Here is a 19,434-nt window from a genome sequence, read left to right as displayed (position 1 = left end):
CGTTCGGGTCTTTGCCGCGCCCCCAGGCCGGGCGGTCCCGTGTCTGTCAGGCTGGAGGAGGCCCTGTCGGCGATCCGGAAGGGAGCGGCCATGGAAACCGAGGCCATTCGTGCCAGGCCGGTGCCAGGAGTCGTGCCCAATCTCGCCGACTACGAGCGGGCCCGGCGCGATTTCTCGTGGGAGTCGGCGCGTGAGGCGCTCGACGGGCTGCCGGGCGGTCGGGGGCTCAACATCGGATACGAGGCGGTCGACCGGCACGTCGCCGCCGGACGCGGCGAACGCGCGGCGCTGCGCTGCGTTTCCGTGGATCGGCAGGTCAGTACGGTGACGTACGAAGAGCTGGCCCACTGGACTAACCGCTTCGCGAATGTGCTGCGCTCACTGGGCGTAGGCCGCGGCGACCGGGTCGCCTCGCTGCTGAGCCGCTGCCCGGAGTTGTACGTGTCCGTTCTCGGGACTCTGAAGAACACCTCGGTGTTCTGCCCGCTCTTCCCCGCCTTCGGGCCGGTCCCGGTCGAGGAACGGCTGCGGTTGGGCGGTGTGCGGGTGCTGGTGACGACCGAGGACCTCTACCGGCGAAAGGTGGTGGCCCGGCGCGAGCGGTTGCCGCAGCTGGAGCACGTGCTGATCGTGGGACCCTGCATCGAGCCGCTGCCTGGCACCCGTTCCTTCGACGCGCTGCTGGCGCAGGCGTCCGAGGACTTCACGATCCCGGACACCGAACCGCAGGAGATGGCGCTGCTGCACTTCACCAGCGGCACCACCGGTACTCCCAAAGGTGCGATCCACGTGCACGAGGCCGTGGTGGCCCACCACGCCACCGCCGCGTTCGCCCTCGACCTGCACCCCGACGACGTGTTCTGGTGCACGGCCGACCCGGGCTGGGTCACGGGCACCTCCTACGGGGTCATCGCGCCGCTCACCCATGGGGTGACGATGGTGGTCGACGCGGGGGAGTACGAGGCTCGCCGGTGGTACGGCATCCTCGCCGAGGAGCGGGTGAGCGTCTGGTACACGGCGCCGACCGCGATCCGGATGCTGATGCGGGCCAGCCCTCGGGGGAGCCCGCCTGACCTGCCGAACTCGTTCGACCTGTCGGCGCTGCGGTTCATCGCCAGCGTCGGTGAACCGCTCAACCCGGAGGCGGTCCGCTGGGGGCAGGAGATCCTGGGCCTGCCGATACACGACAACTGGTGGCAGACGGAGACCGGCGCGATCATGATCGCGAACTTCGCGGCCACCGAGATCAGGCCTGGCTCGATGGGGCGACCGCTGCCCGGCGTCGTGGCCGGTCTGCTGGAGCGGGGGCCGGACGGGCGAGCAGTAGTGACGGATGGTCAGGTGCGGGAGATCAGCACGCTGGGGCGCGAGGGCGAGCTGGCGCTGCGTCCGGGCTGGCCGTCCATGTTCCGCGGCTACCTGCACGCCCAGGAGCGCTACGAGGCCTCCTTCGCGGGCGGCTGGTACCTCACCGGCGACGTGGCCCGGCGCGACGAGGACGGCTACTACTGGTTCGTCGGCCGTGCCGACGACGTGATCAAGTCTGCTGGGCACCTGGTCGGACCGTTCGAGGTGGAGAGCACCTTGATGGAGCATCCGGCGGTCGCCGAGGCGGGGGTGATCGGCCGTCCCGACCCGGTCGCCGGCGAGATCGTCAAGGCATTCGTCTCCCTCAAACCGGGATTCGAGCCGGGCACCGGCCTGGCCCGTGAGATCACGGCCTTCGCCAGGCGCCGTCTGGGGCCGGCCATCGCGCCCCGCGAGATCGCCTTCGACCAGAACCTGCCCAAGACCCGCAGCGGCAAGGTGATGCGCCGACTGCTGAAGGCCCGTGAGCTGGGCCTGCCGGAGGGCGACACCTCGGCCCTGGAGGAGTCCCGATGAGCCCGCGCCGAACGGCAGCAGCACCGGCCGCCTCGCATGGCAGGGCGCGTACGCACAGCCGCGGCGGACCCGCCCCGCAAGCGGCCCACCGCCGGGATCTCCTGCGGGAGATGGTGCGGATCCGACAGTTCGAGGAGCGCTGCGTCGAGCTCTACAGCGGCGGCGAGGTCCGGGGCTTCGTCCACCTGTGCATCGGCGAGGAGGCCGTCTCCGCGGGCGTCCTCGGCGCACTCGGACCCGAGGACGCCGTGGTCACCACCTACCGCGAGCACGGCCACGCACTGGCCCGCGGCATCCCCGCCGAGTCGGTGTTCGCCGAGATGCTCGGCCGGGTGACCGGCTGCAGTCGGGGCCGGGGCGGTTCGATGCACCTGTTCGACGTGAGCCGGCGGTTCTACGGGGGCCACGGCATCGTGGCAGGCGGCTTGCCGGTCGCCGCCGGACTGGCTCTCGCCGACCGGATGCGCGGACAGGAACACGTGACCTGCTGCCTGTTCGGCGACGGCGCACTCGCCGAGGGCGAGTTCCACGAGACCGCCAACCTGGCGGCCCTGTGGGACCTCCCGCTGCTGCTCGCCTGCGAGAACAACCTCTACGCCATGGGCACCGCGCTGAACCGCGAGCACGCCCAGACCGACCTGGCCGCCCGCGCGGCCTCGTACGGGCTGGTGGCCTGGGGGGTAGACGGCATGGACGTGTTGGCCGTCGAGCGGGCCGTCGCACGGGCGGCTCGGGCGATCCGGGACGGTGCCGGACCGGTGTTCCTGGAACTGCGCACCTACCGTTTCCGCGCGCACTCCATGTACGACCCGGACCGCTACCGGGACAAGGCAGAGGTCGAGCGCTGGAAGGAGCGTGACCCGATCCAGGTGCTCAGCACACGGATGCGGGCCGAGGACGGCCTTGACGACAAGGCAATCGCCGAGGTGGAGAAAGAGGTCAGCGAGGAGCTGGACACGGCTCTCGACCACGCGCGACAGGGCGGGACCGAACCGGTGGAGGACCTGCTGCGCTTCGTGTACAGCCCGGCTGAGGGGTCGTCATGACCGGTGTCGGGGCCCGTCAGGCCGGGTCGATGAGCTACCGCGAGGCCATGCGGGAAGCGATGCGGGAGGCGCTCGCGGCCGACGACAGGGTCTTCCTGATGGGCGAGGACGTGGGCCGCTACGGCGGGGCCTTCGGTGTCAGCCTGGGTTTGGTGGAGGAGTTCGGCCCCGAGCGGGTCCGGGACACCCCGCTCTCGGAATCGGGTTTCGTCGGGGCCGGCATCGGCGCGGCGATCGCCGGGCTGCGTCCGATCGTGGAGGTCATGACCGTCAACTTCAGTCTGCTCGCATTGGACCAGATCCTGAACAACGCGGCGACGCTGCTGCACATGTCCGGCGGGCAGGTGGCGGTGCCCCTGGTGATCCGGATGACCACGGGCGCCGGCCGCCAGCTCGCTGCCCAGCACTCGCACAGCCTCGAAGCCTTCTACGCGCACATCCCAGGTATCCGGGTGCTCGCACCCGCCACCGTGGCGGACGCGCGGTGGATGCTCGCCCCGGCACTGGCCGACCCCGACCCCGTGATCGTCTTCGAGCACGGCTCCCTTTACAACGGCACCGACAGCACCGCAGACGAGCCCGGACCGGTCGACCTGGGCAGCGCCGTGGTGCGCCGGCCCGGCGCCGACCTCAGCCTCATCACCTACGGCGGTTCGCTGGGCAAGGCGCTGACCGCCGCCGAACAACTCGCGGCCCAGGACGAGGTGGACGCCGAGGTGGTCGACCTTCGCAGCCTGCGCCCGCTCGACGACGCCACCGTCATCGGCTCGGTGCGCCGCACCCACCGCGCGGTGATCGTCGACGAGGGCTGGCGAACCGGCGGCCTGTCCGCCGAGGTTGCGGCACGCATCACCGAACAGGCCTTCTACGACCTCGACGCGCCGGTCGAGCGGGTGTGCGGCGCGGAGGTGCCGGTGCCGTACGCCGCGCAGCTGGAGCAGGCCGCGCTGCCCCAGGTCCCCGACATCGTGGCGGCAGCGCTTCGGGCGGTGGGCTGAGATGACCGAGTTCACGATGCCCGCACTCGGCGCCGACATGACCGAGGGCACCCTGCTCGAATGGCTCATCCACCCCGGCGACCAGGTGCACAAGGGTGACATCGTCGCCGTCGTCGACACCGCCAAAGCCGCGATCGAGGTGGAGTGCTTTGAGACCGGCGTCGTGGAGCGCCTGCTGGTCGAGCCGGACGAGACAGTTCCGGTCGGGACACCGCTGGCCGTGATCAACCCGGTAGGCGCTGTCACGCAGCTGCCGGCCCCGGCGGCGCCCGCCGAGCCGACAGCTGCACGCGCGCCCGCACCGACCCCGCTGGTTCGTCGCCTCGCAGAGGAGCGCGGGGTCGACCTGAGTACCGTGCACGGCACGGGGCCCGGTGGCCGGATCACCCGCGCCGATGTGCCGGCCGCCCCGCAGCCCGAAGCTGCGTCGCGGCAGACCCGGAAGGCGACCGCGCCCCCGGTCGGTGCCGCGCCCGTAGTGTCCCCGCTGGCGAGAACGACAGGCCGGGTCCGTGCGACGCCGATGGCACGGCGCCTGGCCGCCGAGGGTGGGGTCGATCTCGCGGGCGTTCGGGGCACCGGAACGGACGGTGCGATCCGGGCCGCCGACGTCCGGGCCGTGCTGACCGGCTCCGAGACCGCTCCCGCTGCTCAGACCGCCCCCACCGTCGAAGTGCCGCCTGCCCCCGACCGGCACGCCGAGACTGCCGGCCGTTCCGAGGCGATGCGCCGTGCCATCGGTGACCTGATGGCACGCTCCAAGCGCGAGATCCCGCACTATTACCTGTCCACCACCATCGATCTCGGCCCGGCGGTCGCCTGGCTGCGCGAGCAGAACCGCGAACTCCCGGTCTCCGAGCGCCTGGTACCCGCGGCCCTCCTGCTCACGGCCGCAGCGCGGGCTGCCCGTGAGGTCCCCCAGCTCAACGGCTTCTTCACCGACGGTCGGTTCGTACCGGCTCCCGAGGTTCACCTGGGCGTCGCGGTCTCCCTACGCGGCGGCGGCCTGGTGGCTCCGGCCATCCACTGCGCCGCCGACCTGTCGCCATCGGAACTCATGGCCCGGCTCCGGGACGTGGTGGCCCGGGCCCGGTCCGGTCGGCTTCGCGGCTCCGAGACCACCGACCCCACCATCACCGTGACCAGCCTCGGCGACCAGGGCGTCGAAGCGGTCTTCGGCGTCATCTATCCGCCCCAGGTCGCCCTCGTCGGCCTGGGCAAGGTGGTCGACCGTCCCTGCGCCGTCGACGGCCTGCTCGGCGTGCGCCCCGTGGTCACCGCGACTCTCTCCGCCGACCACCGGGCCAGCGACGGTGCCACCGGCGCCCGCTACCTGGCAGCCCTCGAACGGCTACTGCGCAAACCGGAGGAACTGTGAACCGCGACCAGGCCCTGCTCCTCGTCCAGGAGGTGCTCACCGAGATCGTCCCGGACGCGGACTTCACCACGATCGGACCCGACACCGCCTTCCGGGAAGCCCTCGAACTCGACTCGCTGGACTTCCTGAGCATGGTCGAACTACTGACCGAGCGCGCCAGCTGCCGAATCGACGAGGACGACTACCCCCGCCTGACCACCCTGAACAGCGCCGCCGCCTTCCTCACGGAGCGGACCTGACGTACCCGTGCGGACGCGGAGAGCGGGGGAGTTCCGACTGCGTCCCGGTCGCCGCTGGCGCGGGCGTGGTTGACAGTGTCACCGGCGGCCCGGTGGGCCGACCCGCCGCCGTGGCAGCCCCGGGACTGACGGTGCTGGCACTGGTCTAAACACCGGGCGAGACCTCCGGCGCCCACCTCAATCCTGCGGTGACTATGGCGTTCGCCGCTCGCGGCACTTCCCGTGGCGGCGCGTTCCGGCGTACGTCGCCGCGCAGCTGGCGGGGGCGATCGCGGGGGCCGGTGTGCTGCGCGCTGCTCGGGACGGCGGGGCAGGTGGGCGCCACCCGGCCCGGGACAGGTATCGGTGTCGGTGTGGTGTTCGCGCTCGAGGTCTTGCTGCGCTTCGGACTGATGACGGTCATCCTCGGCACGTCCACCGGGGCCCGGAACATCGGCCCCAACGCGGCCATCGCCGTCGGCGGCTACATCGCCCTGGCCGGGTTGTGGGCGAGCCCCATCAGCGGAGCGTCCATGAACCCGGCCAGGAGTCTGGCACCGGTGCTGGTCGGCGGGTACGGCGGCTCCGTGTGGATCCACCTGCTCGGGCCGCTGGTCGGCGCGGCCCTCGCAGTACCGCTGGCCTGGGTCCTGCTCGGACCTCCGCCCCTCCGAGCCCAACAGCCGGTCGGGGTGAGTACCAGTCGACCGGGCCACAGCGCCGGTAGCCGTGCCACTGGCGGCTACGCGCCGGAGGCGCAACGCTCGAGGTGCGAGCGGACACCGGACTGCACTCGGACGGGTCGCCCCCGGGACCGGCGCTCGCCCTCGCCGTCCACGGCTTCCTCCTCCGGCCTCACTGCCCGGCTCGCCTCCCGCTCCCTCCCGACCGGGAGCCCTGCACCGTCGGTCCCGGCCGGCGGCCGACTCATCCCAGCGGTACCACCGCAACCGGGCAGTGCGCGTGCTGTACCACGGCCTGGCTCACCGAGCCGAGCCGCCGCATGGGCCCGCGTACCGCGCCGTGGCGCCCGACCACCACCAGCTGATGGGCCTCGGAGAGAGTCACCAGCAACCGTGCCGCGTCGGAGCGGACCGCGACTTCGGTCACTTCGACATCGGGGAACTGCTGGCGCCCGGCCGCAAGTGCCTCGACCAGCAGCCGCTCCCGCTCGGCGGCGACGTGCTCCTCCTCGTACACGGCCGGGAACGCGTGACCCGGCCCACTGACCAGGGGATAGCTCCAGGCATGGACAGCCTGCAGCGGCAGGCGCCTCCTGCTTGCGGCCTCGAACGCGAAAGTGAGCACGCCGTCGCTGCCGATCTCCCCGTCCACTCCCACCAGTACGCCGCCGGCCGTCGACCGGACGTCGGCGGAGTGGACCACGACGACCGGGCAAAGGGCGTGAGAGGAGACATACAGGCTTGTCGAGCCGACCAGCAGACGCGAGAATCCGCCCGAGCCGCGCGCTCCGAGTACGAGCAGGTCCGTCTCCTCCGACACCGCGAGCAGGGCGTCGCGGGCGTAGTCGTCCGCCAGCTGGGTGGTGACCGCGAGGCCCGGACGGTGCAGCCCAGCCTGTTCACGCGCCGCTCCGAGCGCCTCCTCGCCGGCGTCCCGGGTGAGCCTGGTCTCCTGTCCGGCTGGCGCGTTCAGCGTCTCCCCGAGCCAGGCGTGCAGGATGTGCAGCGGGACGTTGCGCAGAACGGCCTCGTCCGAGGCCCAGTCGACGGCGTCGTGGCTGGCGTCCGTACCGTCGATTCCCACGATGACCGGGTATCTCATGGCCTGCTCCTCCGAAGTCCGGGTTTCCTTGACGAGACGTGCACCCGCAGGCAACCCGGGGCGGCAGCCGCTGTGGGCCGGGTGGGCCGACTCGGGCGCGAAGGCCACCGGGCCCGACCGCGCCGGTGACGGATGGGGGTCACCACGTCGTCGGACGGGCGTCACCGCGTCGGGTCGTCGGCGGCACGGATCACGCGGCCGCTGAGTTAGGTCGGCTTGATCCGGACCCGCGGCTGGTGTCCTTGAGCAGGGGGAAGCTGGAGCCGCGCCAGCTGCCGAGCAGGTGGACGGTGAGCGGGATGCCGTACATCTCGGTGAACAGGGCGACGAGGAACGCGCTGTAGGCGCCCATCGCACGCCAGCCCCGGCGGCTGGCGGGGTGCGGCGAACACCACGAACAGGGCTGTGTTGAGGATCACCAGTGGCCACAGGCCGTACGCCGCGTCGTCCATCCCGCTCACCTCCCCGTCGGACTCGGGGCGCTGTGATGCGTTCGGTGTCCGTGGGCGAGGTCGGCCATGCGTTGCTGGTAGGCCGCCTGGTCGATGCGGCCGTGGATCCGCAGCCCGGCGCACCAGCTCTCGGCGGCCTCCGGCGCGGCGCGCCGTCCGCGTAGCCGTGCCAGCGGCGGCTCGCGGGCCTCGGCGGGGCGGCCGAGGCGGGCCGCGTCGTAGACGACGGCTGCGAGGACGAGTGCGGCAGCCGTGAGGGCGAGGACGGCGCCCACGGTGCTCACCTCACCGGGGGAGAGGGTGGTCGTGGTGGTCGTCCCGTTTGCGGAACGGGTCGCGGTCGTCGGTGTCGTGGCGGCGCCGGTCGTCGTCACCCATGCCGTGCATGCCACGCATCATGAAGAACATCATCAGCGGGCAGACGGCGACGATGCCGAGCAGGGCGAGGGTGCCGACCGGGACGCCGAGGGCGAGAGCGCCGACGACGGCGATGGCGACCGCGATCGCGTACAAGCCGTAGTTCCTGTTGTTCCTCATGGCGAACTCCCGAGTCGAGGAGCCTTCGCACCGGTCCCGGTGTGCCGGCTCACGGGGGTGCGGTCTCACGCAGCGCGGCGAGCCGCTCGCGGTACTCCTGGTCGTCGATCTCACCTCGGGCGAACCGCTCGGCGAGCAGCTGCTCGGGCGGCGTGGGACCGGGGGCAGTCGGCGGCGCCGGCGGTGCGGGGCGGGTGGTGGTGGTGGAGCGGTCCAGCGCCCGGAAGAGCAGGACGCCGCCGATGACGAGGAGTGCGGTGAACAGCAGCATCCCGAGGCTCATCCCGAACCAGCCCCAGCCGCTCATACCGCCGTCATGCCAGTACATCATCACGGCCACCTCCAAACGTCTCGTGGCCGACCGGACCGGTAGTCCTCCGTTCCGGCCCTCCCACGTTCAACGCTCCTCCGCCCGGGCGCCTTCGGCATGGGCCGTTCGGTCCCGTCCTGCCAGCCGACGGACCCCTACCCCCTGGGGGTAGCGCGGAGGGACAGTGGAAGGACGGACCGCGAGCGGGAGGTGGCGTCATGGGAGTCGCCGATGTGATCGTCGTCGTGGCCGCCGGCGTGCTGATCGGCGCTTTGGGCTGGTTCTTCTTCGGGCCACGCCGCGCCTCCTCGGCCCGGCTGGAGGGCCGGGTGCAGCGGGTGGACGTGACCGTGCGCGGCGGCTACAAGCCGGACGTGATCCGACTGCGCCAAGGCGTGCCCGCGGAGCTGGTCTTCGACCGGCAGGAGAGCGGCGAGTGCACCTCCCGCGTGGTGTTTCCGGACCTGCGGGTCAGCGCCGCGTTGCCCGCCTTCCAGCGCACCACCGTCTCCCTCGTGCCGGCCGAGGCGGGCTCGTTCGGGTTCGCCTGCGGGATGAACATGATCCACGGCACTCTGCTGGTCGAACCGGAGGGCGAGGTGGCCGACGGCGGCGGCAGCACCGGCACGGCGGTCGAGGTGACGACGGTTGGTGGGGAGCCCGGCGCTGTACCACCTGGGGAGGCCCTGGGTCCGTCCGACTCGGTGGCCGGCGAGGACGCGGAGGCGACAGAGCGGCAGGCCGAGATCGTCGACCTGACCCGGCGGGTGGTGGTCGGTGCGGTGCTGACCGCGCCGGTGCTGTTCGTGGTGATGGCACACGAGGTGTTCGGCGCCGACTGGGTGCCCGCCTGGATGCTGAACCACTGGCTGCAGCTGGCCCTGGTCACCCCGGTGATGTTCTACACCGGCTGGCCGATCCACCGGATCGGCTGGTTGAGCCTCGCCCACCGCGGCGCGGAGATGAACTCCCTGATCACCCTGGGGACGAGTGCCGCGTACGGCTACAGCCTGCTGGTGACCCTCGCCCCCGACCTGCTGCCGGAGGACGTGCGGGAGGTGTACTTCGAGGCGGTCGGCGTGATCCTCACCCTCATCGTCCTCGGCCGGCTCCTGGAGGCCCGCGCGAAGGCCGGCACGGGTGAGGCGATCCGGGCCCTCCTCGGTCTGCAGGCACGCACCGCCCGGGTGATCAGAGACGGCACGCAGACGGAGGTGCCGATCGAGGACGTGGTGGTCGGGGACGAGGTGGTCATCCGGCCGGGCGAGAAGGTGCCGGTGGACGCCGAGGTGGTCTCCGGGTCGTCCGCGGTGGACGAGTCGATGGTCACCGGCGAGCCGATGCCGGTCACGAAGAGCGCGGGCGACACCGTGATCGGCGCCACGGTCAACGGGACGGGGGCGCTGCGGGTGCGGGCCAGCAAGGTCGGTGCGGACACGATGCTCGCGCAGATCATCCGCCTGGTCCGGCAGGCGCAAGCGTCCAAAGCACCGATCCAGCGGCTCGCGGACGCGGTCTCCGCCTACTTCGTGCCAGCCGTGATCGCGATCGCGATCGGCACGTTCGCCGTCTGGTTCGCCGTCGGCCCTGCTCCGGAGTTCACGTTGGCGCTGGTGGCGGCGGTGGCGGTGCTGATCATCGCCTGCCCGTGCGCGCTGGGCCTGGCGACCCCGCTGTCCATCATGGTCGCCACCGGCAAGGGCGCGCAGGCGGGCATCCTCATCCGCTCCGCCGAGGCCCTGGAGAGCGCGCACAAGATCGACACGGTCGTCCTCGACAAGACCGGCACCGTCACCGCCGGAGCGCCGATCCTCACCGACATTCGCCCGGTCGGCCGGCGGGAGGAGACGGACCTGCTGCGGCTGGTCGCCGCCGCCGAGGCGCCCAGTGAGCACCCGCTGGCCGCGGCGATCGTGGTCGGCGCCCGCGAGCGGGGCCTCGACCTCCCGCAGGCCACGGCCTTCGACTCGGTCACCGGCAAGGGCGTCCAGGCGACCGTCGACGGCCACGCCGTCCTGGTCGGCAGCAGGCGCCTGCTTGCCGACGTCGGGATCGACACGACGGCCCTGCAGGAGGCCGCCGCCGAGCTGTCGGCCCGCGGCAGGAGCCCGGTCCTGGCCGCGATCGACGGACGGGCGGCCGCCGTCCTCGCGGTCGCTGACCCTGTCAAACCGGACTCCGCCCAGGCAGTCGCGGCGCTGCGAGGCATGCGAGTCGACGCGGTGATGCTGACCGGCGACAACCGGCATACCGCCGCCGCCATCGCCCGGGAGATCGGCATCACCCGGGTGCTGGCCGAGGTCCTGCCCGAGCACAAGGCCGACGAGGTCCGCCGTCTGCAGACGGAAGGACGCACGGTCGGCATGGTCGGCGACGGCATCAACGACGCCCCCGCCCTCGCCGCCGCCGACGTGGGCCTCGCGATCGGCACCGGCACCGACGTGGCCATCGAGGCCGCCGACGTCACCCTCATCTCCGGCTCCCTGGCCGGCGTGGCCACCGCCATCCGGCTCTCGCGCGCCACCATGCGCAACATCCGCCAGAACCTGTTCTTCGCGCTCGTCTACAACGCCGTCGGCATCCCCATCGCCGCCGGTCTCCTCTACCCGTTGTGGGGCATCCGCCTCAGCCCGATCATCGCGGCCGCCGCCATGGCCCTGTCCTCGCTGTCCGTGGTCACCAACTCCAACCGGCTGCGCCGCTGGCACCCCGAGCCCCTGCCCACCGCGACGCCCCCGACCGTCGAAGCAGCCGAGGCACGGGTGGAGGTCCCCGACGACCGCCGCGGCGAGCGGCCGGCGGCCGGTGCGGAACCCGCGACGGTCACGGACCCCGTGTGCGGCATGGCCATCAGCCCCGGCGCCGCCGCCGAGACCCGCGAGGGGCCCGGCGGACGGCTGTACTTCTGCTCCTCGGGCTGCGCCGCCGCGTACGACGCCGAGCCAGGGCGGTATACCGGGCAGGGTTCGGCGCGTGGCGGGACCGAGGACTGACCGTGGCGCGGTCTCAGTGCTTGTGGCCGGTGCTGCCGTGCGGCGACTCGGCAGGTGCCGCGGGCTTGGAGGCTCCGCCGGTCGGCGGCGCGGGCGTGCCCGTCGGTGCCGTGCTGGGACCGGCGGCCGGGGATGCCGGGCTCTCCTCCTGCTGGTGGTCGTGCTCGTGCTCGTTCGTGCCCTCATCGTGGCCGCCTTCGGCGGGCGTGCCGTGGGAGTGGCCGCCGGATTCGACGGGCATGCCGGCCGCGACCTGCTGCAGGCCCACGTACCCGGCCGCGCAGACGATGAGGACGGCCGCGCCGAGCAGGCCGAAGATCCTGCGCAGCGGGCGGCGGGCCTCCTTGAGGGTGAAGGCGACGAAGGACAGCAGGAGGCCGGCCGGGATGAGCACGGCCGCACGCTGGGGGAAGTCCTCGAAGTGCTGCATGCCGCCGCTGAGCATGCCGATGCCGAAGGACAGGCCGAAGGACGTTCCGAGAACGGCGACGATCCGCAGCGCGGTGAGCCGTCCCGGCTGCCGCATCTCGGCGGCGATCGCGGCGACGAGGAACAGGGCGGCGCCGACCGCGCCGATCAGCGTGTAGCGGGCGGGGTCGAGGGGGTGGTGCACGATCGCGCCGCTGAGCAGGCCCGTGCCGACGAAGTAGCCGATGTACCCGAGGTAGCGGCCGATCAGCGACGGCTCGGGGCGGGCCCGACGGGCGGCGGCCCGCCCTTCGGGCGGGTTCGCTGCGGCGGAGCGGTCGTGGTTGCGGGTGGTGGACGTGGTGGTCATCGAGAAGCCCTCGCGCGTTCAGGGATGGGAGGCGGGCCCGCGCGCCGCGTGGGCGGCGGCGGGGACGGGGCGCTCGGGGCACGACGGTATGACGGCACGGCAAGGATGGCGCCAGTTCGTCGCGATGCACGGGCTCGGAAGCCAGCCGGTGGGTGCTCCGGGCGCGGGAGCCTCTAAACCCTGAGGACCTCGATGCCGGCCGGCGGGTCCTGCCCTCCGCCGACGGGGCGCCGGGCGGCGTCCGCGGTCGGTACACAGGGCTCGGGCAAGGTGGCGGCCGCGACGGGCGTCGCGGGCCACAGACCCGGAAGCGGCGGGGCATGCGAGGGGCCGACCGCCAGGCAGGTGTGCGAGGAGTGGCCGTGATGGTCGTCGTCGGCCGGCGGTGCCGCCTGCACCGCAGCGGCGGGAGATTCCTGGGCGTCGAGGGCCGGCGCGTCCCCGACCTGGCCGACCGCATGGTGGTCGCCGGCCGGGACGGCATGGACGACGGCGGACAGGTGCCCGGTGGGGGTCTCGCCGTCCAGCCCGTGGGAGAGCATCAGCGCCAGCGCCGCGACGAGAACCGGAACCCACCGCCAGACCCTGCCGGCAGCGGACGGCCGCGAGCCGGCCGGGCGCAGGAGGGAGAGGGGAGCGGGCACGGCGGTGATCCTAGCCGACACCCCTGGCGGCCTCGGCCGGCGCTCGGCTGGAAGCTGCGCAGATGCAGGCTGCTGCCGACGGCGACGGAGGAGAAGGCCTGGCGGCGCGGGCGATTCCACAGCGGCTACATCCGCGGGACGATCGCCAACCCGCACTTCTCCTTCCATGACCCGTTCGTGTTCCTTCTGCCCTCCAACGTCGACCGGATCTGGGCACGTTGGCAAAACGCCGTCGGCACAGCACCGCCCCCGCCACCGTCGCCGCCTACCTGGCGGCGGAGATCACCACGTGACGAGGGCGGCGGCGGCGAGCGGGACGATGGCCCAGGCAACCCCGCCTCGGCCCGCCCCGCCAACCCCCAAAGGAGTATCGGGGGTCCGCGGCGGTACGGGGGAGGGGTATTGTTCGAACGGCGACTTCCGCGCCTGCCGCGGACAGGACAGGAACCGAGAGGAACCGATGCACACCACCACGCGCCCGGCCACGGCCAGGCTCCTCGCGGTGTGCACCCTGCTGCTCGGCCTGTTCCTCATGCACGGCGCGCCCGTCTCGGCCGGCGGCTGCCACGACGACATGACCCAGGCCGTCGCCGCCCCCGGCGTGGCCTCCCCGCACGAGGCGCACATCGCCGGTGCCAGCCACGCCGCCGACCGCGGGCCGAGCGCAGTCCCGGCCACGACGGCGGCGCACAGCAGCACGGCCTGCCTCTCCACACCCGCCCACGGCCGCGTCACCCTGGCCGCGCCCTCGCTCCTGGCCGTCCTCGCCCTGGCTCTGCTTGCCGGCGCGGGCGCGCTCGGCCGCGTGCCGGGAGTCGCCGGACTGCGCCGACGCGGCCCACCACACGGGGGCCGATCCCTCCTTCTCCAGGTCTGCGTCTCGCGGACGTGACCGGGCCCGGTCGATCCCGCGCGCGCGGAGTCGACCGCCGAGCCCCGTTCACGGCCGCGCCCTCGGCGCGCCCCTTTCCGAAGGATTTCTGATGCGCACGTCCCGTCTGCCCCGCCGCGTCCTCGCCCTGGCCGGCGCCGCGCTTCTCACCACCGTCCTGGCCGCCTGCGGCTCGTCCGGGATGGACCACGACATGACCGGCATGCACCACGGCAACGCCGCCGCGGCGAGCCCCTCCGCCACCGACGGCCACGCGATGCCCGGTATGGACCACGGCACTCCCGGTGCCGAAGGCTCCGGCGCACCGGCCGACAACCGAGCCGGCTACCGCCTCACCACGACCGCTGCCGCCCTGCCCGCCGGGCAGCCGAGCGACTACCGCTTCACCATCACCGGACCCGACGGCAAGCCGGTCACCGACTTCGCCGTCGAGCAGACCAAGCAGATGCACTTCTACGCCATCCGCGCCGATCTCACCGGCTTTCAGCACCTGCACCCCACCATGGCCGCGGACGGCACCTGGACCGCCCAGCTCGCGGCCCTCACCCCGGGAGCGTGGCGCACCTACGCCTCGTTCACCCCGAACAGCGGTGACGGCAAGGGCACCGCGCTGATCCTCTCCCGCACCGTGAACGTCGACGGCAAGGCGGACCCGGCGCCGCTGCCGCCGGCCTCGACCACCGCCCAGGTCGACGGCTACACCGTCACCCTCCACGGCACCCCCATGCCCAACATGGCCCACCCCGTGACGGTCACCATCACCAAGGACGGCAAGCCGGTCACCGACCTCCAGCCCTACCTCGACACCTACGCCCACCTCACCGCCTTCCACGAGGGCGACATGGCCTTCGCCCACCTCCACCCCGAGACGGAGGCCAAGAACGGCGGGCAGGGCGGCCCCGACCTGGCCTTCCACGCCGAGTTCCCCCGGGCCGGCAACTGGCGCCTGTTCCTGCAGTTCCAGACCGCCGGCCAGCTCCACACCGCCGCCCTCACCCTCAAGGTCGGCTGAGCAGAGGGTGTGGGTGCCGCCCAGCGGCACCCTCACCCTCTGCGTACGCCCGCTGTCCCGGTGCGTGTGGGCTCATGGGCGGGTGGCGGTGACCAGCCAGGCGGCGGTGCGAAGGTGAACGCCGGTCGGCCGCTCGTACGCGGCCAGGGCGGTGGCCAGTGCGGCCCGCACCCGGTCGGCGCCGGTCCGGCCGTCGGTGCCGGCGGGGTCGAGGAGGCTCGCCAGGTGCCGGACGGGTCCGGATCCCAGCACGTGGTCGGCGGCGTCCCAGGCGTCCCGGCCGAATCGTCCGGGGGCCTCGACGGGTTCGGTGCGGACGTCGGTGAAGGCGGCCGCGCCGAGAACCCGGTGGATCACCGCAGGGTCGGCGAGCGAGAACATCCCGGGTCCGGAGGGTCCGCCGCCGTCCTGCGGCGGCAGCGGCAGGACGGCGCGCACCGCGTCGAACACCTGCACCCACTCGGTGCGGGCCGGGTCGGACATGCAGACGAAGGCGATCCGGCCGCCGGGGCGGAGGGCCCGGCCGATGTTGCCGAACGCGGCGACCGGGTCCTCGAAGAACATGATCCCGAAGCGACTGATCGCCACGTCGAACCCGGCGGTCGGCAACGGGTGGACCTGGGCGTCGCCCTGCTCGAAGGCGATCCGCTCCAGGCCTTCCTCGGCGGCCAGGGCGCGGGCCCGGGCGAGCATCGGGGCGGAGAGGTCGAGGCCCAGGACCGAGCCCTTGGCGGCGGCCCCGGCGGCGAGCCGGGTGGTCTGGCCGGCGCCGCAGCCCACGTCGAGGACCCGCTCTCCGGGGCCGATCGCGGCCGCCTCGAGCAGCAGCGGGTTGAACCCTTCGTTGACCGCGTTCCAGCGGTCGTAGCGGGTGCTCCAGTGCTGGCCCTCTTCACCGTTCCAGGCCTCGAACTGCTGGGAGTTGACGATCTGTCGCATGGCATCGCTCCTGTCGGACGACTAGTATGGGCATCTGCCCATACGAAGGTATGGGCGCATGCCCATCCATGCAAGCCCTGACCGGAGAACCTGATGTCACCACGCGGCGTAGCGATCCCCGACGTACGGGAACGGCTCTTCGCAGCAGCCGAACGCGTCCTCGCCCGGGAAGGCACGGCCGGACTGACCAACCGCGCCGTCACCGAGGAGGCGGACTGCGCCAAGGGCCTGCTGTACAACCACTTCGCCGACCTGGACGACTTCGTCGCCCAGCTCGTCCTGGACCGCTTCGGGCGGATCGCCGCCGAGATCCGCCCGCTGCCCGAGCAAGCCGGACACGGTGACGTGCAGGACAACCTGACGCGGGCCGCGCTCGCGATGCTCGGCGCGAACGGACCGGCCATCACGGCGGCGGCAATGTCCCGACACGGGGTCGTCCAGCGAGTGCGGCAAGCCTGGGACACCGGCGCCCCCGGCCCGGGCGCGGTCGAGAACGCGCTCGCCCGCTACCTGGAGGCCGAACAGCGACTCGGACGGGTCCCCGCGCACGCCGACTGCGCGATGCTCGCGCTCGCCCTCGCAGGAACGGTCCACCACCTGCGTATGCACGGCAGCGCCGCGTCGGACGACAACCCCCAGCTGATCCGCCGCCTTGTCGCCACCCTTGTCGCCGTACCTGGTCAGCCCGACCTCTCCGCTTGAGTGGGGGCCGCGCCGCCTGGCAGCTTCGCGCTGCACGGTCGCTGGGGAAGCCGCCTTCCCCCTTCAAATCGGCGTATCGAAGTTGGGCGATCGCGAGAGGAGTAGTTCTCGTCCAGGGATTGCCATGTAGAGCACTTGATCGAAGGAGTACACCAGCCAGGTTCTGGCGGCCGGTCAGTGTGATCTTTACGCTCGGACCTGCGGGCCCCGTTCCGGGCCAGGTTTCTGCCTTCTCGACCGGTCGGGGCGCGTCGGTCGCGGCCGCACCGCGGAGCTGTGGCTGCCGGATGAGCGCGGGCAGGTCAGCGCGGTGGACGGCGCGCAAGTGCGGCTGCCGGTCCATCACCGCCTTGGCGAAGGGCGCCCTCCGTCGCGGCGCCATCGCCCCGGCGGGTCGGGTGGAGGCGTCCGCGCGGATCCGGACCGGCGACCGGACGGCTACTCGCGATAGCCCTCCGACGGGACCGGTTCGCTGCCGCCTTCGAGCAGCGGGACGTGCAAGCCGGGGCAGCCCCAGTCGTGGGCCCGGGCGCCGCTGACCCGGTCAAGGGGGCGGGTATCGGGTGGTTTGCTTCGTGCAGGCGGACGGGCCGTTGGTCGTCTCCCGGCGCGGTACCGTGCTCAACGGCCGGTACCCGGCGTGCTGCCGGCGCTCGCCAAGCTGCCGACCGGGGTCGTGATCGACGGGGAACCCTGCGTGTACACCCCGCCGCCGGGCGGCGGGCCCGGCCTGATGGGCACCGCCGGTACGGCGCTGACCATCCGTAGGTCTTCCCAGCGGAGGGCGAGGAGTTCGCCTTGCGGATGCGTACCGGTTCGGCGTCCTGACGCACGTCGCCCATTCCTCACCGGCCCAGAGCTGCGCCCCGCGCGGTTCGCCGGTCGGCTGTGGTCGACGTACCCGACCTCGGCGACGTCGCCGCGGACGCGGCCGGCCTGCACCTGAGCAGCCTCGTCCACGCCCCCGACACCCAGGACCGCTTCGCCGACATCATCACCGCTCTCGTCCCGCGTTTGGTGTGATCATCTGCCAAAGCCGATGGGTGCCGGGATTCCGGTGGTGGTTGCAGCACGAACTCGCCGGCACAGCTGCCTTATGAGGGGCAGTCTGCCGTCGGGTCGGTTGCCGCGCGCGGTGGGCTCGATCAGGCCGAGCGGTGGTAGTAGGTGATGGCGACTTTGACCGGGCCATCGTTGGAAGCAGCCGTGAGCGTGCGGATGATGGCGATGTCCTCACCGCCGTGCGCTCGGACGCAGAAGCTGCGGTCGGCGCGCAGGGTGGTGAAAGGCAGGGTGGTGGTGGGCTGGGTGTCGATGCCCTTGAGGCAGTCGGGGAGGGCGAGGGGACCGGCCGGTGGGATGTAGGCGTCACTGTCCTCGGGGACGTAGAAGGCGCCGGCCTCGCGGCCCAAGTACCAGGCGGTGGTGTCCTGGGTGACCTTTCCGGCTCTGAGGTCGAACTCGTAGTCGGAGTCGGGGGAGGTGAGTTCGCGGTCCGTGTAGGCGGCGGTGTAGCCGGCGACCGGGGCCTGCGTGGAGTGGGAGGACGGGGTGGTGGCGGACGGGGCGCTGGTGTCGGTGATGGCGGCCGTCTGGTCGCCGGAGTCGTCGAGGTAGTCGGAGTTGTCGAGTACGAGGAAGGCGGCCGCGGCACCGGCGATGAGGGCTGCGGCGGTCAGGAGCGCGGTGCGGGCGCCTCGGTGTGGAGTACGCGCGGTTCTGCGTCCTGCGGCGGGGACTGTTCCCAGACGGGTGGGGGCCGGGGCGGGGAGGACGTGCGCGGTGGGGGCGTCGGCTGTGGCCCGGTCCGGGTCGAGGACCGTGTTGGGCGGGACGGGGGTGGTCGGCAGGTCGGTGTGGTGGTGGAGTTCGCCGCCGACCTGTTGGGGCAGCCAGCCGTCGGAGAAGTGGAGGTCGCCGCCGGTGGTGGGATGGTGGCGGGCGGCCTCGATGAGCCAGGCGGTGTCCGGGCGGTCCTCGGGGTTCTTGGCGAGGCAGTATCGGACCAGGTCGTGCAGTCCGTACGGAAGGCGGGAGAGGTCGGGCTCCTCGTGCACGACCCGGTAGAGCGGGACGGGCTCGGGCCCGCTGCCGAAGGGGGTCGTGCCGGATCCTGTGTAGGCGATCAGAGCACCGAGGGCGAAGACGTCGGTGGCCGAGGTGACGGGCAGTCCGAGGGCCTGTTCGGGTGCCATGAAGCCCGGTGAGCCGATGCGCAGGCCGGTGCCGGTGAGCGGGCTGGCGTCGGCGGCGCGGGCGATGCCGAAGTCGATGACGCGCGGGCCGTCGGGGGCGATGAGGACGTTGGCGGGCTTGAGGTCGCGGTGGACGACGCCCGCGGTGTGGATCGCCTGGAGGGCCTCGGCGATGCCGGCGAGAAGCAGCAGGACGGTCCGCTCCGGGAGCGGACCGTGACGGTGGACGACCTGGTGGAGGGAGGGGCCGGGTACGAAGGCGGTGGCGAGCCAGGGGGTGGCGGCGTCGGTGCCGGCGTCGACGACCTGGGCGGTGTAGAGGCCGTGGATGCGCCGGGCGCTGGCGACCTCCTGGATGAAGCGGTACCGGAAGTCGGGGTCCTCGGCGAGTTCGGGTCTCACGACCTTGAGTGCGACGGGGCGGCCGGCGGGGGTGTGGGCGAGGTAGACGCGGCCCATGCCGCCGGCGCCGAGCCGGGCGCGGAGGCGGTAGCCGCCGATCTCGCGGGGGTCGTCCGAACTGAGAGGTGCGAAGGTGGCGGGCGCTGGGGCGTCGAAGGGCTGTGCGGTCATGCTGGCTCCCAGCGGGGTTGTGCGGGTGGTACGGGGCGGCGCGGTGGAACGGGTGCGGCGGCAGTGGCGCCCCGGGTGTATGCCGGCGTCCGGAAATC

General features: G+C 72.7%; 19 protein-coding genes and 1 pseudogene. 11 read left to right on the top strand and 9 right to left on the bottom strand.

The window, feature by feature from the left end:
• Positions 1–90 precede the first annotated feature (90 nt).
• From acsA to ABWK59_RS00480, 6 genes and pseudogenes are all read left to right on the top strand, one after another.
• The gene (gene acsA / locus ABWK59_RS00505) at positions 91–1,884 is read left to right on the top strand and encodes an acetate--CoA ligase (RefSeq protein WP_354644785.1); all 1,794 of its coding nucleotides are present in this window, start codon (positions 91–93) and stop codon (positions 1,882–1,884) included.
• 110 nt (positions 1,885–1,994) lie between these two features.
• Complete coding sequence (pdhA, locus tag ABWK59_RS00500) at positions 1,995–2,930, top strand: pyruvate dehydrogenase (acetyl-transferring) E1 component subunit alpha (RefSeq protein ID WP_354637161.1); 936 nt, start codon at positions 1,995–1,997, stop codon at positions 2,928–2,930.
• Positions 2,927–3,928 (top strand): alpha-ketoacid dehydrogenase subunit beta, encoded by a 1,002-nt coding sequence (locus ABWK59_RS00495; protein ID WP_354637160.1) that lies wholly within the window; start codon positions 2,927–2,929, stop codon positions 3,926–3,928. Before pdhA ends, ABWK59_RS00495 begins: the two co-directional genes overlap by 4 nt.
• Position 3,929: 1 nt before the next feature.
• Positions 3,930–5,306, top strand: coding sequence for a 2-oxo acid dehydrogenase subunit E2 (locus ABWK59_RS00490; protein WP_354637159.1), 1,377 nt, complete (start codon positions 3,930–3,932; stop codon positions 5,304–5,306).
• On the top strand, positions 5,303–5,545 hold the full coding sequence (locus ABWK59_RS00485) for an acyl carrier protein (protein WP_354637158.1): 243 nt from the start codon (positions 5,303–5,305) through the stop codon (positions 5,543–5,545). The genes ABWK59_RS00490 and ABWK59_RS00485 overlap by 4 nt, the downstream gene beginning before the upstream one ends.
• Positions 5,546–5,715: 170 nt before the next feature.
• Positions 5,716–6,147, top strand: a pseudogene (locus tag ABWK59_RS00480) (aquaporin); the annotation flags it as partial.
• 304 nt (positions 6,148–6,451) lie between these two features.
• On the opposite strand, the gene ABWK59_RS00475 reads toward ABWK59_RS00480, so the two are convergent.
• The 5 genes from ABWK59_RS00475 to ABWK59_RS00455 all read right to left on the bottom strand — a co-directional run bounded on the left by ABWK59_RS00475 (position 6,452) and on the right by ABWK59_RS00455 (position 8,629).
• The gene (locus tag ABWK59_RS00475) at positions 6,452–7,309 is read right to left on the bottom strand and encodes a universal stress protein (protein WP_354637157.1); all 858 of its coding nucleotides are present in this window, start codon (positions 7,307–7,309) and stop codon (positions 6,452–6,454) included.
• Between the two features lie 190 nt (positions 7,310–7,499).
• Positions 7,500–7,661, bottom strand: a complete 162-nt coding sequence (locus ABWK59_RS36555; RefSeq protein WP_420492714.1) for a hypothetical protein — start codon at positions 7,659–7,661, stop codon at positions 7,500–7,502.
• A 105-nt stretch (positions 7,662–7,766) separates the two neighbouring features.
• On the bottom strand, positions 7,767–8,045 hold the full coding sequence (locus ABWK59_RS00465) for a hypothetical protein (protein WP_354637156.1): 279 nt from the start codon (positions 8,043–8,045) through the stop codon (positions 7,767–7,769).
• A gap of 1 nt (position 8,046) precedes the next feature.
• Positions 8,047–8,298: a DUF2933 domain-containing protein gene (locus ABWK59_RS00460; RefSeq protein ID WP_354637155.1), complete on the bottom strand. Its 252-nt coding sequence runs from the start codon at positions 8,296–8,298 to the stop codon at positions 8,047–8,049.
• Positions 8,299–8,347: 49 nt separating this feature from the next.
• Positions 8,348–8,629: an SHOCT domain-containing protein gene (locus ABWK59_RS00455; RefSeq protein ID WP_354637153.1), complete on the bottom strand. Its 282-nt coding sequence runs from the start codon at positions 8,627–8,629 to the stop codon at positions 8,348–8,350.
• 197 nt (positions 8,630–8,826) lie between these two features.
• On the opposite strand from ABWK59_RS00455, the gene ABWK59_RS00450 reads away from it, so the two are divergent.
• Positions 8,827–11,601: a heavy metal translocating P-type ATPase gene (locus tag ABWK59_RS00450; RefSeq protein WP_354637152.1), complete on the top strand. Its 2,775-nt coding sequence runs from the start codon at positions 8,827–8,829 to the stop codon at positions 11,599–11,601.
• Between the two features lie 13 nt (positions 11,602–11,614).
• Here the strand turns inward: ABWK59_RS00450 and ABWK59_RS00445 are convergent, their stop codons facing one another.
• Together ABWK59_RS00445 and ABWK59_RS00440 are read right to left on the bottom strand one after the other, a co-directional pair.
• Positions 11,615–12,379: a hypothetical protein gene (locus ABWK59_RS00445; protein WP_354637151.1), complete on the bottom strand. Its 765-nt coding sequence runs from the start codon at positions 12,377–12,379 to the stop codon at positions 11,615–11,617.
• Positions 12,380–12,552: 173 nt separating this feature from the next.
• Complete coding sequence (locus ABWK59_RS00440; protein ID WP_354637150.1) at positions 12,553–13,023, bottom strand: hypothetical protein; 471 nt, start codon at positions 13,021–13,023, stop codon at positions 12,553–12,555.
• A 460-nt stretch (positions 13,024–13,483) separates the two neighbouring features.
• On the opposite strand from ABWK59_RS00440, the gene ABWK59_RS00435 reads away from it, so the two are divergent.
• A complete protein-coding gene (locus ABWK59_RS00435; RefSeq protein ID WP_354637148.1) occupies positions 13,484–13,915 on the top strand; it encodes a hypothetical protein in 432 nt (143 codons plus the stop codon).
• Between the two features lie 91 nt (positions 13,916–14,006).
• On the top strand, positions 14,007–14,927 hold the full coding sequence (locus ABWK59_RS00430; RefSeq protein WP_354637147.1) for a hypothetical protein: 921 nt from the start codon (positions 14,007–14,009) through the stop codon (positions 14,925–14,927).
• 72 nt (positions 14,928–14,999) lie between these two features.
• On the opposite strand, the gene ABWK59_RS00425 is transcribed toward ABWK59_RS00430, so the two are convergent.
• The gene (locus ABWK59_RS00425) at positions 15,000–15,866 is read right to left on the bottom strand and encodes a methyltransferase domain-containing protein (protein ID WP_354637146.1); all 867 of its coding nucleotides are present in this window, start codon (positions 15,864–15,866) and stop codon (positions 15,000–15,002) included.
• A gap of 93 nt (positions 15,867–15,959) precedes the next feature.
• Between ABWK59_RS00425 and ABWK59_RS00420 the strand changes: the two genes are divergently transcribed.
• Positions 15,960–16,568 carry a TetR/AcrR family transcriptional regulator gene (locus ABWK59_RS00420; RefSeq protein ID WP_354637145.1) on the top strand — a complete coding sequence of 203 codons (609 nt, stop codon included), beginning with the start codon at positions 15,960–15,962 and terminating at the stop codon, positions 16,566–16,568.
• 888 nt (positions 16,569–17,456) lie between these two features.
• Positions 17,457–17,591, top strand: a complete 135-nt coding sequence (locus tag ABWK59_RS00415) for a hypothetical protein (RefSeq protein WP_354637144.1) — start codon at positions 17,457–17,459, stop codon at positions 17,589–17,591.
• A gap of 122 nt (positions 17,592–17,713) precedes the next feature.
• On the opposite strand, the gene ABWK59_RS00410 is transcribed toward ABWK59_RS00415, so the two are convergent.
• Positions 17,714–19,336, bottom strand: a complete 1,623-nt coding sequence (locus ABWK59_RS00410) for a serine/threonine-protein kinase (protein WP_354637143.1) — start codon at positions 19,334–19,336, stop codon at positions 17,714–17,716.
• Positions 19,337–19,434: the final 98 nt, after the last annotated feature.

Source organism: Kitasatospora sp. HUAS MG31, from assembly GCF_040571325.1.
In the GTDB taxonomy this organism is placed as follows: domain Bacteria; phylum Actinomycetota; class Actinomycetes; order Streptomycetales; family Streptomycetaceae; genus Kitasatospora; species Kitasatospora camelliae.
Note: the sequence above shows the minus strand (reverse complement) of the source record. Positions and strands in the feature narration are given on the sequence as shown.

What these genes read in the sequence shown, in the direction of transcription:
- acsA (WP_354644785.1), top strand. Translation starts at nt 91, where the DNA reads ATGGAAACCGAGGCCATTCGTGCCAGGCCGGTGCCAGGAGTCGTGCCC.
- pdhA (WP_354637161.1), top strand. Translation starts at nt 1,995, where the DNA reads ATGGTGCGGATCCGACAGTTCGAGGAGCGCTGCGTCGAGCTCTACAGC.
- ABWK59_RS00495 (WP_354637160.1), top strand. Translation starts at nt 2,927, where the DNA reads ATGACCGGTGTCGGGGCCCGTCAGGCCGGGTCGATGAGCTACCGCGAG.
- ABWK59_RS00490 (WP_354637159.1), top strand. Translation starts at nt 3,930, where the DNA reads ATGACCGAGTTCACGATGCCCGCACTCGGCGCCGACATGACCGAGGGC.
- ABWK59_RS00475 (WP_354637157.1), bottom strand. Translation starts at nt 7,309, where the DNA reads ATGAGATACCCGGTCATCGTGGGAATCGACGGTACGGACGCCAGCCAC.
- ABWK59_RS36555 (WP_420492714.1), bottom strand. Translation starts at nt 7,661, where the DNA reads ATGGGCGCCTACAGCGCGTTCCTCGTCGCCCTGTTCACCGAGATGTAC.
- ABWK59_RS00460 (WP_354637155.1), bottom strand. Translation starts at nt 8,298, where the DNA reads ATGAGGAACAACAGGAACTACGGCTTGTACGCGATCGCGGTCGCCATC.
- ABWK59_RS00455 (WP_354637153.1), bottom strand. Translation starts at nt 8,629, where the DNA reads ATGATGTACTGGCATGACGGCGGTATGAGCGGCTGGGGCTGGTTCGGG.
- ABWK59_RS00450 (WP_354637152.1), top strand. Translation starts at nt 8,827, where the DNA reads ATGGGAGTCGCCGATGTGATCGTCGTCGTGGCCGCCGGCGTGCTGATC.
- ABWK59_RS00445 (WP_354637151.1), bottom strand. Translation starts at nt 12,379, where the DNA reads ATGACCACCACGTCCACCACCCGCAACCACGACCGCTCCGCCGCAGCG.
- ABWK59_RS00435 (WP_354637148.1), top strand. Translation starts at nt 13,484, where the DNA reads ATGCACACCACCACGCGCCCGGCCACGGCCAGGCTCCTCGCGGTGTGC.
- ABWK59_RS00430 (WP_354637147.1), top strand. Translation starts at nt 14,007, where the DNA reads ATGCGCACGTCCCGTCTGCCCCGCCGCGTCCTCGCCCTGGCCGGCGCC.
- ABWK59_RS00425 (WP_354637146.1), bottom strand. Translation starts at nt 15,866, where the DNA reads ATGCGACAGATCGTCAACTCCCAGCAGTTCGAGGCCTGGAACGGTGAA.
- ABWK59_RS00420 (WP_354637145.1), top strand. Translation starts at nt 15,960, where the DNA reads ATGTCACCACGCGGCGTAGCGATCCCCGACGTACGGGAACGGCTCTTC.
- ABWK59_RS00410 (WP_354637143.1), bottom strand. Translation starts at nt 19,336, where the DNA reads ATGACCGCACAGCCCTTCGACGCCCCAGCGCCCGCCACCTTCGCACCT.